Below are 15,386 nucleotides of genomic sequence, written 5' to 3'. Positions count from 1 at the left end.
GACAAGGAGAAATCGCGATGACCCTGGATCTTGCCCCCGCGCCCGCGCAGGGCTTAGCCGAGCTTTATCAGGGCATCGCCGCGCCCGAATTCGCGCGCTGGAAGATCCGCGCCCGCGCGATTGCGGCCGAGTTGGCCGCGACGATTTCGGCCCGCGACCGCGCCAATCTCGACCCCCATGCCGAGATCGAGCTCTTGCGTCAGGCCGGTCTTCTCGGCCTTGCCGCGCCGCGTGATTTCGGCGGCGGCGGCGCGAGCCTTTTGCAAGCGATGGAGATCGTGCGGCTGATTTCGGCGGGCGATGGCTCGATCGGGCAGCTCATCGCCTATCATTATTCGAACGGCGTCTGGACCTATATCCTCGGCACGCCCGCGCAATGGGCCGAAACCACGCGCCATGTCGCGGAACGTGGCTGGTTTCAGGGCGGCGTCTCGAACCCGCGCGATCAATGGTCGGAAATCGAGACCGAGGGCACGCGCCGCTTCATCTCGGGCAAGCGCAGCTTCGCGACCGGCACGGCGATTTCGCAGATCATCACTGTCAGCCTCTGGGACAAGGGCCGGCGCGTCCATTACCAGATCCCGACCGACCGCGCGGGGATCAGCTTTGGCAACGATTGGGACAATCTCGGCCAGCGCCTGACCGCCTCGGGTTCGGTGACCTTCGACCGGGTCGAGCTTTTCGAGCATGAACGCCTCTCTGCCCTCGATCACTGGCCGGGCGAGAGCGCCGAGCGCGACGGGCTGCGCGGGCTCTTCAGCCAGATCATTTTCGCGCAATTCTATCTGGGCATTGCCGAGGGCGCGCTAGAGGCCGCCGAGACCTATATCCGCGAGGAAGGCCGTCCCTGGCCGGAATCGGGGCTGAGTTCGGCGGTCGAGGATCCCTATAATGCCGTGATCCTTGGCCGCTTGTCGGCGCAGGTCGAGGCCGGGATTGCGCTGGCCGACCGCGCGACCTTGGCCTTTCAGGAGGCGCTCTTCGCCGGGCCGGATCTGGCGCGCGACGACTGGGGCCGTCTGGCGGTTCTGGTCGATCAGGCCAAGGTCGTCGCCAATGATGTCTCGCTTGAGGTGACGGCCCGGATTTACGAGCTGACCGGCGGGCGCTCGACCGCAAACCGCTTTGGTCTCGACCATTTCTGGCGCAATATCCGCACCCATACGACCCATGATCCGGTCTCTTACCGCGCCCGCGAAATCGGTCTGGCGCGGATTTCCGGGACATTGCCGGTGCCTCGGGTCTATACCGAGCCGCCGAAAGCCGCGACGTGAAAGCCAACTGACATGCTTGACACTGCCCTGACCATCCGCCCGCTGGAAAGCGAAGCCGAGAAACGCGCGGCCTTCGCGCTTTTTCGCCGTTCGATCCTGATCCTGCCCGATCTGGCGCGGCTCGCCCCGGATCTCGAGACCCGTTTTCTGGCGCAAGGCGCGCCGATCGGTGCCTTCGAGAATGATGAACTTTTGGGCACAGTCAACGGATATCCCGGCGAAATTGCTTTGCCCGGCGGGGAATGGGTGCGCCATCTTGGCGTCACCCATGTCGGCACCGCGCCCCATGCGACACGCCGAGGCGTTGCGCGCAGGTTGCTGTCCCATCAGCTGCAAGCGGCGCGCCTTCAAGGCTATGCGGTCGCCGGGCTGCGCGCCTCGGATGCACGGATCTATGGCCGCTATGGCTATGGCATCGGCTCGCAGGCCTTGCGGATCGAGCTGGATCTGAGCCGGAGCCGTCTGGCGGTTCCGACCCGGCGCGATGAATTGCGGCCGGTCGATCCCTTGGCCGATCTGCCGCTTTTGCAGCGCATTGCCGCCGAAACCCCCGCGCGGCGCGGCGCGCAGTTGCGGCGTTGGGACAGCTGGTGGGCGATGCAAGAGTTTCGCACCCGCAACGGCGCGACGCCCCATCACGCGATCACGCTTGGCCCGAAAGGGCGCGAGCGCGGCTATCTGCGCTTTCATCCCGAGCCCTCCGACAACTGGCTGGTCGCGCGCGATCGCGGCGTCATCATCGACGATCTCATTGCCCATGATGCGGCGGCCTATCGCGATCTGATCGGCCATCTTTACGCGCAAGACATCATCCACCGCGCGACCTTCCCGTCGCGCCCGCTCGATGACGCGCTGCCCCTGCTGATTGACGATCCGCGCGCGGTGACGCTTGGCGCGGTCAAGGATGAAAGCTGGCTGCGCATTCTCGATCTGCCCGGGCTTCTGGCCAAGCGCCACTTTGGCGAGGGCGCGGCGGTGGTCGTTTCGGTCACGGATGAGATCCTGCCTGCGAATTCCGGCCAATGGCGGCTGGGCCCCGAGGCCGGGGCGACGAGCGAACGCGCCGATCTGCAGATCGGGATCGGCGATCTTGCCTCGCTGCTTTTCGGCGCGCTCGAGCCGCAGGTTCTGGCCGATGCCGGGCGCATCACCGCCCCCGATTCGGTGATCGAACGCCTCGCGCGCCTGACCACGGTCAGCCGTAAACCCCATGCAGGGATCGCCTTCTAGGCGAGCCCTGTTCCACAGAAGAAACCTCTCCGGCGGGGCCGAAAATCGCCCAAACCCGACCATTGAGATTGGCTACAAACACGATAAATCAGATCGTGAATTAACGCCGATCCCGGCCGAACACGCCCCTCCGGAGAACCTCCTTGTCGCTCTTTTCCTCCAGCAGCTTCGCTGCCCTTGCCCTCGCGGGTCTGAGCCTTGCCGCCCCCGCCGGTGCCGAGACGCTTCAACAGGGCGGCACCCTGCGCATCGCATCCCTGAACAGCGATCTCGACGCTTTCGATCCGCTGACCGGCTACAGCACCGATTCCTGGGCGGTTTTGCGCGCGGTGACGCGCCAGCTGGTCACCTATAAGGGCTCGCCCACCGATCTGAAGGACGACACCACGCTCGTCCCCGATCTCGCGACCTCCTGGGATGTGTCGCCCGATGGCAAGACCTATACCTTCCATCTGCGCAAGGGCGTGACCTATTCCGGCCCGACCGACCGCGAGATCAAGGCGGGCGATTTCGTCTATGCGATCAAGCGCTTCTGCGATCCGAACAAGCAGGTGGCGGCGATCAACTACTTCAACCTCGCCTTCTCGGGGTTCAAGGATTATTGCGAGGCCTTCCAGAAGGTCGCGCCGGGCGATCTGACCACCGCGAAAGCCTTTATCGACAGCCATGAGATCAGCGGCGTCCATGCGCCCGACGACTACACGCTGGTCCTGACCTCGGACAGCAAGAACTACGATTTCCTCAACATCCTCTCGATGAACTTCGTGAGCCCGCTGCCCGAGGAAATCGCCACGAAATACTTCCCGGATTCGGTCGAGTTCCGCCAGAATTTCCCCTCGAGCGGCCCCTATTTCGTCGAGAAATACGCCCAAGGCCAGACGCTGGTCCTGAAACGCTCGCCGCGCTACAGCGCCGAGCTCGATCCGGTCCGCGCCGCCTATGCCGATGAAATCGTGATTGATTTCACCACCAACAACGAGGACACCATCGTCCAGAAGATCGCGACCGGCGAGGCGGATCTGTCGCTTTACCTCGAAGTGCCGCCGCGCGCGACCATTGCGCGCTATCTCAAGGACAAGAACCCGAACCTGCATGCCTCAAACGCGGGCTCGGCGAATTTCATCACCTTCAACGCGCGGCCCGAGGCGAAATCGGTGGGCGCCGAGGCCTTGCGCGACATCCGCGTGCGCCAAGCCCTGACCTATGCGGTCAACCGCGCCAATATCGTCCAGACGCAGGGCGGGCCGATCTCGGCCGAGCCGCTGACCCAGATCATCACCTCGACCATTCTGGGCTACGAGCCCTTCGACCCCTATCCGACCAAGGATTATCAGGGCGATCCGGAAAAGGCGAAAGCGCTGCTGGCCGAGGCGGGTTTCCCCAATGGCATCACCTTCGACGCGCCCTATCGCTCGACCGCGCAGTTCGAGGCGATTGCGCTGACCGTCAAGGAAGATGCGCAGAAGGCCGGGATCAACATCAACCTGATCCCGATCCCGCCGACGCAATGGTATGCCTATATCCAGGACCCGACGAGCCGCTGGGACATCTCGCTCGGCAGCCAGTTCGCGCCGGATTGGCAAGGGCCCTCGACGCGGATGCTGCTGGGTGGTTGGCTGAATTCGGATGCCTCGCCCTGCGGCACGGGCAATGTCCATTCGATCTGCTATTCGAACCCCGAGCTGAACAAGCTCGCGGCAGAGGCGTTCGTGTCGGACAATCCCGGCCCGATCTGGACCAAGGCCGACCAGCTCGTCTCGACCGATCTCGCGTGGATCCCGCTGATCGAGAAGCGCAAGATCGTGCTCGGCTCGGATCGTCTGGCGAACTGGACCTGGTCCTCGCTCGCGGTGGCGGCCGACATCACCAATATCGCGCTGAAGCCCTGAGCCTATCATGACCGTGCCCGCACCATCGGCTGAAACTTTGGCCGAAACCCCGCCGCTTTTTCGCATCCAGAACCTCTCGGTCGGCTTTGCCGGTCGCGAGGAGCGGATTGTCGAGGAGATCTCGCTCTCGGTCCGCGCGGGCGAGACGCTGGCGCTGGTGGGGGTCTCGGGCTCGGGCAAAAGCATCTCGCTTCTGGCCGCGACCGGGCTTGCGCCGCGCGGCGCGCGCGTCAGCGGCGAGGTCTGGTTTGAAGGCCGCCCGATCCACAATCTGCGCGGCTCGGCCTTGCGCGCGCTCAGGGGCGCGCGCATCGGCTATGTTTTCCAAGATCCGCAAAGCAATTTGCATCCTTACAAGACGATCTTCACCCAGATTTCCGAAACCATTCTCGCCCATGCCCCGCGCCCCCGGCCCACGCGGGCCGAGCTGCGCCGCCGCGTCAACGCGCTTCTGGCCGATGTCGGCATCCGCAATCCCGAAGCGCGGCTCGACGATCTGCCGCGCCAGTTTTCGGGGGGGATGCGCCAGCGCGTGATGATCGCCATGGCTTTGGCGTTCAGCCCGTCGCTGCTGATCGCCGACGAGCCGACGACCGCGCTCGATGTGACGGTGCAGGCGCAGATTCTGGCGCTTCTGAAAGAGCTTCAGCAAAAGCGCGGCTTGGCAGTTCTGTTCGTCAGCCATGACCTTGCGGTGGTCTCGGATATCGCCGACCGGCTGGTGGTGATGCAGGACGGGCGCATCGTCGAAGAGGGCGAGGTGCTCGAGGTCATGCGCCGCCCGCGCCACCCCTATGCGCGCAAATTGCTGGCCGCGGCGGGGCTCGCGCATGGGCTGCAACCCGCAGGCCCGCTGCTGCCACGCGCGCCCGAAGCCCCGAGGAAGCCCCTTCTGCGCGCCAGCGAAATCTCGCGGCGCTTTCCCGGCAACCATGCTTTGCGCGGGGTCGATCTTGAAGTCGCCTCGGGCGAGATCGTGGCCTTGGTCGGCGAAAGCGGCTCTGGCAAGACGACGCTCGGACGGATCATCGCGGGGCTTGATCGCGCCGATGGCGGTCGCGTGCTGCTGGACGGCGAGCGGCTGGAAGCGCCCTTCCCGCCCGCGCTGCGCCATGAGGTGCAGGTGGTTTTCCAAGACCCCTATGCGAGCCTCAACCCGCATCGCCGCATTGGCGCGATCCTCGCCGATCCCCTGCGCCGTGCCGGGCGTCCCCATGATGCCGAGGCGGTCGCGGATCTGATGCAGACCGTGCGGCTTGACCCCGGCCTTGCGCAGCGCCTGCCCGGTCAGCTTTCGGGCGGGCAGCGTCAGCGCGTGGCGATTGCCCGCGCCTTGGCGCCGCGCCCCCGGCTGATCGTCGCGGATGAGCCGGTCTCGGCGCTCGACATCACCACGCAGGCGGAAATCTTGGCGCTCTTCACGCGGTTGCGCGCTGAAATGGGCCTCTCGATCCTGCTCATCACCCATGATCTCGGCGTGGTCGCGCGCTATTGCGACCGGCTTGCCGTGCTGGAACAGGGCCAGATCGTCGAGGCGGGTCCGACCGGCCCGATCTTTGCCGCGCCCGCCCATCCCTATACCCGGCGCCTGTTGGATGCCGTGCCCGGCCGCCGCCTGCGCGATTTGCAGGATGGCCGCATCGAGGCCGCGCCGCTCGCGCCTTCCGGAGCCTCGCTTCATGTTTGATATCCTTGTTCCCGAAACCGGGCGGCTGCGCCTGCCCCGCATCAATGCCGCGCTGCTTGCGGGCGTGGTTCTGGGCGGGCTGATCCTGCTTGCCGCCATCGCCGCGCCGCTGGTCGCGGGCTGGTTGGGCCACGGCCCGAATGAGCAATTTCGCACCACCGGCCTCGATATGATGGGCCTGCCGGTCGGGCCGGGGGCAGAGTTCCCGCTTGGCTCGGACGGCTTTGGCCGCGATGTTCTGGTGCGCACGCTTTACGGCACGCGGGTCTCGCTGCTGGTCGGCGTGCCGGCCACCGCGCTCGCGCTGCTGATCGGGACCGCGATCGGGCTGGTGTCGGGCTGGTCGCGCGGCTGGGGCGATCGCCTGCTTGGCCGCTTCATGGATGTCGTGCTGGCCTTCCCCTTCGTCTTGACGGCGCTGGCGCTCGCGACCCTGAACCGAGGCCCGGACGGCCTGCCCCGCATCTCGCCCGAGCTGCTGGTCACCATTGTCATTGCCTTGTTTTCATGGATCTATTTCGCGCGGCTGGTGCGCGGTCTGGTCAAGGCCCTGCGCAGCGGTCCGATGGTCGAGGCGGCCCAAGTCTCGGGCGCGCGCATGCTGGAAATCTTCCGCACCGAGATCCTGCCGGTCGTCGCCCCGAAGCTCGTCGTCTTCTGGGCGGTCCAGCTTCCGGTCAATATCGTGGCCGAGGCGACGCTGTCCTTTCTGGGCGTCGGCATCGCGCCCCCGACCCCGAGCCTTGGCAATATGATCGCCGAGGCGCAGCGCTCGGGGCTTTATCAGGAACAGGTCTGGCTGCTTCTTGCGCCGGGGCTCGCGCTCTTTCTGACGGTGGCGGCGGCGAACCTGCTCGCAGCCGGGCTGCGCAGCCAGCTTGACCCCCATGACGCGCAAAGGGGCTGAGAGATGACGCTGCACCGCCGCCTTCTGACCACGCTTTCGCAATCCATCGCGACCCTGGTCATCCTGCTGATCGCCTGCTTTTTCCTGACGCGATTGGCCTATCGCAACCCTGCCGCCATGCTCGCGCCGATCAATGCGACGCAGGAAAGCATCGACGCGATCTCGCGCGCTTTGCGGCTGGATGAGCCGTGGTATCTCCAGCTTTGGCACTATCTTTACCGCGGCCCCGATGTGCAGGGCGCGCCGATGGGGCTGATGCATTGGCCGCCGGGTCTGGGCTATTCCTTCCGCAAACAGGCGCCGGTCACCGATCTGATCTTGTCGAAACTGCCCGCCACTTTGTCGCTGGTGATCGGCGCGGCGCTGATCTGGTTCGCGCTCTCGATCCTCAGCGGCGTCTGGGCCGCGCGCCATCAGGGCAAATGGCAGGACCATCTGAGCGGGCTCTTCGCCTGTATCTTCATGTCGGTGCCGGTGCTCTTGAGCGGCATCCTCTTTTCCTACGTCTTCTTCTACCTGCTGACGCAGGCCGGTTGGGCGATCTTTCCCTCCTCGGGCTATGTCCCCCTGAGCGAGAGCCCGCTGCAATGGGCACGCCATCTCGCGCTGCCTTGGGCGACGCTCGCTTTGGTCGAGGCGGGGCTCTTCCAGCGCGTGGTGCGCGGCGCGGTTCTGGATGTGGCGCAGGCCGATTACATCCGCACCGCCCGCGCCAAGGGCCTGCCCGAGGGGCGGATCTATTTCAGCCATGCGCTGTCGGCCGCGCTCAATCCGATCATCTCGCTTGGCGCCCTGGAGATCGGCACGCTTCTGGGCGGCGCCATCGTCACCGAGACGATTTTCGGCATCGACGGGCTGGGGCGGCTGGCGGTGTCTTCGGCGATCGAGGGCGATTTCCCGGTGGTGATCGGCACGACCGTCACGGCAGGCGCGGCGATCGTCTTGATGACGGCGGTCGGCGATTTCTGGACCGAGTGGCGCGAAAAGGGCCGCTCGTAAGGTCGGCCCGCGAAGGATTTAACCGGCAGGTGTTGCCGCGCCCGTGCCCAGCAGCGTGCGCATCAGCGCGCCGCCCTGCATGACCAGAACGCCCAAGACCACCAGAGCCGCGCCGATCAGCCGGCTCGCGGTGATCTCCTTGGCGGCAAAGCCGACGACGCCCGCGTAATCAATCAGCAGCGAGGCGAGGATCTGGCCCGCAATCACCGCCGTCATGAAGCTCGCCGCGCCGAGCTTTGGCGCGAGAAGCAGCGCCGCCGTGATATAGATCACCCCCGCGACGCCGCCGATCCAGATCCATTTCGGCTGGCCCGCCAGCGCGGCGAGGTGGGGCGCGGGCACGCGTAGGGTCAGCATCACCGGCAGGATACAGGCTGCGCTGACCGCAAGCGAGATCAGCGTGGCCCAGAGGGGATGGCCAAGCGCGCGACCAAGCGCGGCATTGGCTCCGGCCTGAAAGGGCACAAGCGCGCCAGAGATCAGCGCGGCGAGAAGAAATGTGACAGGCTGCATGACAGGTCTCCGTTAGGTCTGAGCCAGAGCTAGCCATTCCGCCTGTTGATTTGAAATTCGGATTTATGCAGATCTTATTCTTGCTGTGCATATATGGGCGGCGCCAAGGCCGCCCGGATGCGCTTAGTGCGGGGTCTGCGCCTCGACCAGAACCGGGATCAGGTGAATGACCTCATAGGCCTCGTAAAGCGCGCCGATGATCAAGACGATCAGCACCGCGACATAGACCGGCAGCACCCGGCGCAGCCCCGGCACGAAGGCCGCGCGGCGCGTGGCAAAGCCGTAATGGCCCGGATGGCTGAGATAGGTGCTGTGAATATAGGCGGCGAAACCGGCGAGAATATAGGCGAATCCCTCGATCAGCACGGTCGGGAAATGCGGCAGGAACATCAGCCGTTGCAGGCCCAGAGGCGCGAACATCGGCCCCCAGAGAATGAAGCGATAGAGCAGCGCGACAAGGCCGAGATAGGGAATGATCATCGAGGGCAGAATGGTCAGCAGGGTCGCCACGCTGACATTGACCAAAAGCGTCACCCCCGCCGCCGTCCAGAAATCGCCCGTCACATAGGCCATGACGCCCCGGTCGAGGATCGGCAGCGAGATATTGTTCATATCATACCAGCCGCTCGCCAGAGGCTGCAGCTGCGGCACCATCATCGTGATGACCATGGTCAGGGCCAGAAGCCCGTAAAGGATCAGATTGAGCGCGATAAACGCATGGCGATACTGCCGGATGAGGGCTGAAAGCTCGGACAGGAACTTCATGCGGAGGGTCTTCCTTATCTTGAGGGGGTTGTGTTCGGAGGGGCTGGTCTCCGAATCTACCGAAACGGTCTGTAACCAACCATTTCGGTCTAAGTCGTGCGAAAGCCGAGGTCAAGACCCGTTTCGCCAGCAAAGTTCAGCCGTCAGCAATCGAGCAAAAGCCCGAAGTTCTGGGATGTGGGGAAAGAGAGCGGAGCGCGGGCCGTCCGCAGTCGGTCTATGCCTTGAGGTCTGGGGCGCGCGGCCCGCCGCTCAGCCTGCCCCGCCCGAAAGCCCATGGCGCAGCAGCGCGATCAGCCGCGCGGCCTGGGCATGAAGCTCGGGCTCGGGGACAGAGGCCATCGCGCCGGCAATCGCATCGAGCATCAGCCCAAGATCGCTGGCCAGATCGGTGCTGGCGATCAGCCCCGCGCGTGCGGCGGCGGCCATATGGGGCAAAAGCAGCGTGACCAGCCGCGCCTTCATGACGGAGAGTCGCGGGTGGCTGGTCGGATTGAGATGGGCGGCGAGGCTCATCTCGCGGTGTTCGTGCATCCCCAAAGCGACCAGCTCAAGCAGCGCGAAAATCGCGTCGTCTTGACCGAGATGGCTTTGCGCATAGGTCTCGAACTCAGCGATATTGGCCTCGAAAATTTCGAGGATCAGCTCGGAGCGGTCGGGAAAATGGCGATAAAGCGTCATACGCGACACGCCCGCCCGGTTGGCGATCAGCTCGAGCGGCGCCTCGGTGCCGGTCTCGGCAAAGACCGCGCGGGCGGCGGCCAGAATGGCTTGGCGGTTCTGCGCCCCATCGGCGCGCATCTGCGGACGCTCTTTGGCCATGGCGCTCCTTGGGGTGACACCGCCCGCCCTGTCCGTTCTTGGGGGGCGGTGTCCATCATCGCGAATTTGCCCTTGGGGGCAAGACAGGCCGCGTTGGCCTCAAAGTCTTAGTAGCAGCTGCCGTTCACGCAAGAGACGCCGCCCGCCACCGCGCCGATCAGCGCGCCTTTGGTTTTCGACCCGCCGGTCTTGTCGGCCACGAGCGCGCCCACGGCCGCGCCGCCGACCGTGCGCACCGCGGCGCTGTTCATCGGGCTGTTGCGGCCCGGACCACAGGCGGCAAGGCCAAGCGCGAGCACTAGCAGAAGGGTGGTGTTTTTGATCATGTCCATTGCCTCATCATTTCGGTTTTTGGCCCGGCCCGCGCGGGGCGGTTGGTCTTGCGGGTGAGTCCGTTGCGCCGTTAAGCGTACATCAATGTACGTTTAGTGCGGCGCTGTGGGAACGGGCGAAAGCCCGCCCCGAGGGCACGACTGCGTGAGGGGCTGCGTCATTTCATCCAGGGCATGTCGCCCTTCGGGCCATAGATGATCCCGTCGCGGATGAAATACTGGCCCGCGCTTTTCGGCCCGTAGATGATGCCATCGGCAATGTAATATTTGCCGCTGTTTTTCGGGCCGTAGATATAGCCGTTGCGGACATAATAGCGCCCCGATTTCTTCGGGCCGCCAATGCTGCCGTCGCTTTGGATGAAATAGCGCCCGCTCGCGGGGGCCAGCGGCGCCTGAAGGCCGCCCGGCCCCGGACCGAGCAGCATCGGCGCGGGCATCGGCATGGCGCTCACGCCGCCCGGCATCGGGGCAAGCGGCGTCACCTGCACGGGGGCGATCTGCGCGGGAGCGACACGGATCGGCGCAACCGGAGCTGCGACAATCGGCGCGGGGCTCGCGACGACCCGGCCCGGCTGCATCCTGACGGGCGGCGCAAGCGGCGCCATTCCGCCCTGACGCGACGACGGGACGGCGGGGGCGAGTGACAAATCCTGAGCGGAGGTGACGCAACCTGACAGCGTCAGGGCCGAGCAAAAGACCGAGGCGGCGCGGGTAAAGCCAAGGGAGGTGACCACAATATCTGTTCCTGTGTGAGCTGCGGGACCGCCCGCCAGAGCCTGTGCTGTCATGTCGTGCAGCATCGGCCTGACGGGCGGCAGGGCTCGTCATAGACCGATATGGTCTGGTGTCAACCGATTCGGTTTGTACCCTGTTTTGAGCCAAACCACATCGCGGACCACAGGAGCCATGCGCTATCAGAGGCGATCATTCACCTTATGCATAGCGATTATATATCAATATTCTGCGCTAGATATCTCGCTTAGAATCTAGGAAATCCACGGCCCTTTAGCGCCAAAGCGAGCCCATCCGCGCAGGGTCTCCTGCGGGGACAACGCGCGCATTCGGCTGGGTTTGTCGGGCTATAGCCTTGGATTTTCGGCTCAGTAGCCGAGCGCGCCCATCGCGCTCGCGATCATGAAAGGCCGCCAGGCGCGTTTGAGCTCGATCGGGATATCCATCGAGCTGGCAATGCCGACCCCGGCCAAAGCGACCGAGATGCGGATCAGGCGTTCGGGGTCGGGCGCGCTCAGATCGACGGCGAGCGAGGCATAGATATGCGTGCCAATCGCCTTCAGCCGCTCATTGTCGGGCTGGGTGCTGGCGGCGATGGAGTTGCCCAAAGCGCCGATGCCCGGTTGCTCGAAATTGAAATCGGTGGCGGCTTCGATCACCGCAAGATCGCGTTCGCGCCCCGGCGGCAGCGCACTCACCCGGGCCGACACCTCTTGGGTATGCGCGAGCAGCGTGTCGAGCACCGCGTCATAAATCGCCTGTTTGCTCGGGAAATGGTGCAAAAGCCCGGCCTTGGAATAGCCGACCGCATCGGCGATCTGCTGGATCGAGGTATGGGTGAAGCCGTGACGGGCAAAAAGCCCCGCCGCCCGGTCGATGATCGCCGCGTCGATTTGGGCTTTCGTGGGTCTGATCATGGCGGGCGTCAACTCGATCTGGGGGGCCAGGCTGGCCCAGAGGGGCCGGCGCGGAATGGCCTGTTTCCTTCTATGAACATATTCGCGCGCGCGAGCACAAGCATCTTGGCGCAGAGAAACTGGCGCAATCAGAGCTTGACCGTGAGGTCTCAGCCCTTAGGCCTCCGCACCGCTCGTCACATGGGCTGCCAGCACCGCGCGTTCCGATTGGCGCAGATATTGCGCGAGCTTTTCAGCGGCGGCCGCGCTGTCATTGGCCTCGACCAGCGCCAGAATCTCGCGGTTTTGCGCGATATAGGGCAGATGCATGGATTGCGGATTGGGCAGGCGGGCAAAGGCGAGCCCCAACTCGGCGCTCAGGCGGTGGTGCAGCGCGCTCAGGCGCGGGCTGTCGGCGCAATCGACGATCGCCGCGTGAAAGGCGAGGTTCGCCGCCGCGACACCGGGCCAATCGTTTGCCGCCGCGCAGGCCGTCGCTTCGGCCACCGCCGCGGCCATCGTGGCGACCGCGGGATGATCGGGCCAGCTTTGGCGCAAAGCCTCGCCCTCGATCAGCCGCCGCACGCGGTAGATGTCGATGATCTGCCCCTCGCTCAGCACCGAAACCGAGACCCCGCGATTGGCGGCATGGGTCAACAGGCCCTCGCGGCAGAGCAGGCGAAAGGCCTCGCGCAGGCTGTTGCGCGAGGCGCCAAGCTCGGCGGCGAGCGCCACTTCGGACAGGCGCTGACCGGGGCGCAGGCGGCCCTCGGCCAGACGCGCGCGGATCTGGTCGGCCAATTGCTCGGACAGGCTGGCGGTAGGATTGGCGGGCGACATGGCGGGATTTTCCGAAGAGAGTGCTCAACATTCTTATTTACATTGTTGAACAATCTTGGCAAGTCCAAGCAAAGCCAATGCCGCGCCGCCTTGGATGCGCGGTCTCTGACGGGGGGAGCCGGGATGGATCTGAACAGCGATATGGGCGAGGCCTTCGGCGCCTGGCAGATGGGCGATGATGCCGCGATGCTCAAGATCGTGACCTCGGCGAATATCGCCTGCGGCTTTCACGCGGGCGATCCGGCGGGGCTTTTGCGGACCCTGCGATGGGCGGCGGCCGAGGGCGTGGCGGTCGGCGCCCATGTCGGCTATCCCGATCTGGTGGGCTTTGGTCGCCGCGTCATCGAGATGGAGCGCGAGGATCTGACCGCCGCCGTGATCTATCAGATCGGCGCGCTCGAGGCGCTCGCGCAGGTCGCGGGCACGCGGGTCACTTACGTCAAACCCCATGGCGCGCTTTACAATGTCATCGCGCAGGGCGGCGCGCAGGCCGAGGCGGTGATTGCCGCCCTCCTCGCCCATCGCCCGCGGCTCGCGCTGATGGCGCTGGCCGGATCGCCCTTGGTCGCGCAGGCCCGCGCGGCGGGGCTCGCGGTCATTTGCGAGGCCTTCGCCGATCGCGGCTATCAGCCCGATGGCCAGCTTCTGCCGCGCCGCCTGCCCGGCGCGGTGCTCCATGACCCGGATCTGGTCGCCGCGCGGATGCTGCGGCTCGCGCGTGAGGGCGTGATCGAGGCGGTTGACGGCACCTTGGTCAAGGTCGAGGCGCAATCGATCTGCGTGCACGGCGACAGCCCCGCCGCCGTCGAGATGGCCGCGCGGATCCGCGCGCTCTTTCTGGCCGAGGGCGAGCCGCTGGCGCCCGTGACCGGTGGCGTCACCTCGGCACCCGCGCGATGATGCGCTTTCTGCCCTGCGGCTCGGCGGCGCTGCTGGTCGAGCTTGACGATCTGGAAGACACGCTCGCGCTTGACGCGGCCCTGCGCGCGGCCCCGCCTCTGGGCCTGCGCGCGCAGATGCCCGCCGCGCGCACGATACTGCTCGAATTCGACCCCGGCCTGACCACGCCCGCCCGGCTCGCCGCCGCGATCCAAAGCCTCGCCCCTGGTGGGCGCGCGCCCGGCGCACCGAACAGCCCCCCCGCAGGCCGGATCCACGAGATCGCGGTGATCTATGATGGCGAGGATCTGGCCGAGGTCGCGCGCCTGACCGGGCTTACGACCGCCGAGGTCATCCGCCGCCATGGCGAGAGCCTGTGGACTGTCGCCTTCAACGGCTTCGCGCCGGGCTTTTCTTATCTCACCGGCGGCGATCCCGCCTTGGAGGTGCCGCGCCGCGCCTCGCCGCGCACCGCGATCCCGGCGGGCTCGGTCGCTTTGGCCGGGCGCTTTTCGGGGATCTATCCCAAGGCGAGCCCCGGCGGCTGGCAGCTGCTTGGCCGCACCGCGCAAGCGATGTGGGACGAGAGCCGCGACCCGCCCGCGCTCCTGCACCCCGGAGACCGGGTGCGGTTTTGCGCGCAAGAGGCGCGTTCACCGGGCGTGGCGCCTGTGCCGGCACAGCCCGCCGCTCAGGTCTCACCCCCGTCCTCCGACGCCTTCCTGATCCGCGCCGCCCCGCTCGCCGCGCTTTATCAGGATCGGGGCCGCGAGGGCATGGCCGAGCAGGGCGTGCCGCGTTCGGGCGCGCTCGATCAGGGCGCGCTGCGCCAGCTCAACCGCTTGCTCGGCAATGCGGCGGGCACGGCGGCACTTGAATTGACCGGCGGCGGTTTCGCTTTCGAGACGAATTCGGCGGCGGTGATTGCGGTGACCGGCGCGCCCTGCGCGATCCGCATCAATGGCGCGCTTGATTTCGCCTCGCACGAGCCGGTGGCGCTCAACCCCGGCGACCGGGTCGAGATCGGCGCGCCAAGCGCGGGCCTGCACAGCTATCTTGGCGCGCGCGGCGGCTTTGCCGTGGCCCCGGTGCTGGGCAGTGCCGCGCGCGATACCTTGTCCGAGCTCGGGCCGCTACCGCTTGGCGCGGGGGCGCGGGTCGCGCTTCAAGGCGCGAGCGCGGGCGCGGTTCTGCCGCCCGAGAGCCCGCCCGAGCTGCCTCGTGCGGGCGATACCGTCACGCTCGACATCATCCTCGGGCCGCGCAGCGACTGGATCACGCCCGAGGCTCTGGCCGCGCTGACCTCGCAAGACTGGCGCGTGACGCCGCAATCGAGCCGCGTCGGCATTCGGCTGGACGGCATGCCGCTTGCCCGCACCGATCAGCGCGAGCTCGCGTCGGAGGGTTGCATCACCGGCGCGATCCAGCTGCCCCATTCGGGCCTGCCCGTGCTCTTTCTCGCCGATCATCCGATGACCGGCGGCTATCCGGTGATTGCGGTCGTGGCCGCGCACCACCTTGACCTCCTTGCCCAGATCCCGCCGGGCGCGCGGCTGCGTTTTCGCGCGACCGCCCCCTTTGCCGAGATCAGCCCCCAGACCGACGGAGCCCAGCCATGACC

At 66.2% G+C, this 15,386-nt stretch carries 15 protein-coding genes; 8 read left to right on the top strand and 7 right to left on the bottom strand.

What is annotated here, in order from left to right:
• Window positions 1–17 precede the first annotated feature (17 nt).
• From JCM7686_RS18655 to JCM7686_RS18630, 6 genes are all read left to right on the top strand, one after another.
• Window positions 18–1,274, top strand: coding sequence for an acyl-CoA dehydrogenase family protein (locus JCM7686_RS18655; RefSeq protein ID WP_020952275.1), 1,257 nt, complete (start codon window positions 18–20; stop codon window positions 1,272–1,274).
• A gap of 12 nt (window positions 1,275–1,286) precedes the next feature.
• A complete protein-coding gene (locus tag JCM7686_RS18650) occupies window positions 1,287–2,504 on the top strand; it encodes a GNAT family N-acetyltransferase (protein ID WP_020952274.1) in 1,218 nt (405 codons plus the stop codon).
• Window positions 2,505–2,647: 143 nt separating this feature from the next.
• Entirely contained in the window at window positions 2,648–4,393 is a 1,746-nt protein-coding gene (locus tag JCM7686_RS18645; protein WP_020952273.1) for an ABC transporter substrate-binding protein, read from the top strand.
• 7 nt (window positions 4,394–4,400) lie between these two features.
• Window positions 4,401–6,080 (top strand): dipeptide ABC transporter ATP-binding protein, encoded by a 1,680-nt coding sequence (locus JCM7686_RS18640; RefSeq protein ID WP_020952272.1) that lies wholly within the window; start codon window positions 4,401–4,403, stop codon window positions 6,078–6,080.
• On the top strand, window positions 6,073–6,987 hold the full coding sequence (locus JCM7686_RS18635) for an ABC transporter permease (RefSeq protein ID WP_020952271.1): 915 nt from the start codon (window positions 6,073–6,075) through the stop codon (window positions 6,985–6,987). Before JCM7686_RS18640 ends, JCM7686_RS18635 begins: the two co-directional genes overlap by 8 nt.
• A 3-nt stretch (window positions 6,988–6,990) precedes the next feature.
• Window positions 6,991–7,986 carry an ABC transporter permease gene (locus tag JCM7686_RS18630; RefSeq protein WP_041528142.1) on the top strand — a complete coding sequence of 332 codons (996 nt, stop codon included), beginning with the start codon at window positions 6,991–6,993 and terminating at the stop codon, window positions 7,984–7,986.
• Between the two features lie 18 nt (window positions 7,987–8,004).
• Here the strand turns inward: JCM7686_RS18630 and JCM7686_RS18625 are convergent, their stop codons facing one another.
• From JCM7686_RS18625 to JCM7686_RS18595, 7 genes are all read right to left on the bottom strand, one after another.
• The gene (locus tag JCM7686_RS18625) at window positions 8,005–8,499 is read right to left on the bottom strand and encodes a DMT family transporter (protein ID WP_020952269.1); all 495 of its coding nucleotides are present in this window, start codon (window positions 8,497–8,499) and stop codon (window positions 8,005–8,007) included.
• A gap of 123 nt (window positions 8,500–8,622) precedes the next feature.
• Complete coding sequence (locus tag JCM7686_RS23635) at window positions 8,623–9,264, bottom strand: stage II sporulation protein M (protein ID WP_020952268.1); 642 nt, start codon at window positions 9,262–9,264, stop codon at window positions 8,623–8,625.
• 252 nt (window positions 9,265–9,516) lie between these two features.
• Window positions 9,517–10,086, bottom strand: a complete 570-nt coding sequence (locus JCM7686_RS18615) for a TetR/AcrR family transcriptional regulator (protein ID WP_020952267.1) — start codon at window positions 10,084–10,086, stop codon at window positions 9,517–9,519.
• A gap of 107 nt (window positions 10,087–10,193) precedes the next feature.
• On the bottom strand, window positions 10,194–10,418 hold the full coding sequence (locus JCM7686_RS18610) for a hypothetical protein (RefSeq protein WP_041528141.1): 225 nt from the start codon (window positions 10,416–10,418) through the stop codon (window positions 10,194–10,196).
• Window positions 10,419–10,576: 158 nt separating this feature from the next.
• Window positions 10,577–11,152: a hypothetical protein gene (locus JCM7686_RS18605; RefSeq protein ID WP_148292687.1), complete on the bottom strand. Its 576-nt coding sequence runs from the start codon at window positions 11,150–11,152 to the stop codon at window positions 10,577–10,579.
• A 366-nt stretch (window positions 11,153–11,518) separates the two neighbouring features.
• Window positions 11,519–12,067, bottom strand: a complete 549-nt coding sequence (locus tag JCM7686_RS18600; RefSeq protein WP_041528140.1) for a TetR/AcrR family transcriptional regulator — start codon at window positions 12,065–12,067, stop codon at window positions 11,519–11,521.
• Between the two features lie 156 nt (window positions 12,068–12,223).
• Window positions 12,224–12,886 (bottom strand): GntR family transcriptional regulator, encoded by a 663-nt coding sequence (locus tag JCM7686_RS18595; RefSeq protein WP_020952263.1) that lies wholly within the window; start codon window positions 12,884–12,886, stop codon window positions 12,224–12,226.
• Window positions 12,887–13,009: 123 nt separating this feature from the next.
• On the opposite strand from JCM7686_RS18595, the gene JCM7686_RS18590 reads away from it, so the two are divergent.
• Together JCM7686_RS18590 and JCM7686_RS18585 are read left to right on the top strand one after the other, a co-directional pair.
• The gene (locus JCM7686_RS18590; protein ID WP_020952262.1) at window positions 13,010–13,786 is read left to right on the top strand and encodes a LamB/YcsF family protein; all 777 of its coding nucleotides are present in this window, start codon (window positions 13,010–13,012) and stop codon (window positions 13,784–13,786) included.
• Window positions 13,783–15,384, top strand: a complete 1,602-nt coding sequence (locus JCM7686_RS18585; protein ID WP_328286685.1) for a 5-oxoprolinase subunit B/C family protein — start codon at window positions 13,783–13,785, stop codon at window positions 15,382–15,384. The genes JCM7686_RS18590 and JCM7686_RS18585 overlap by 4 nt, the downstream gene beginning before the upstream one ends.
• Window positions 15,385–15,386 lie beyond the last annotated feature (2 nt).

The sequence above is a fragment of the Paracoccus aminophilus JCM 7686 genome (genome assembly GCF_000444995.1).
Classification (GTDB): Bacteria; Pseudomonadota; Alphaproteobacteria; order Rhodobacterales; family Rhodobacteraceae; genus Paracoccus; species Paracoccus aminophilus.
This window is presented reverse-complemented; position numbering and strand designations above follow the sequence as displayed.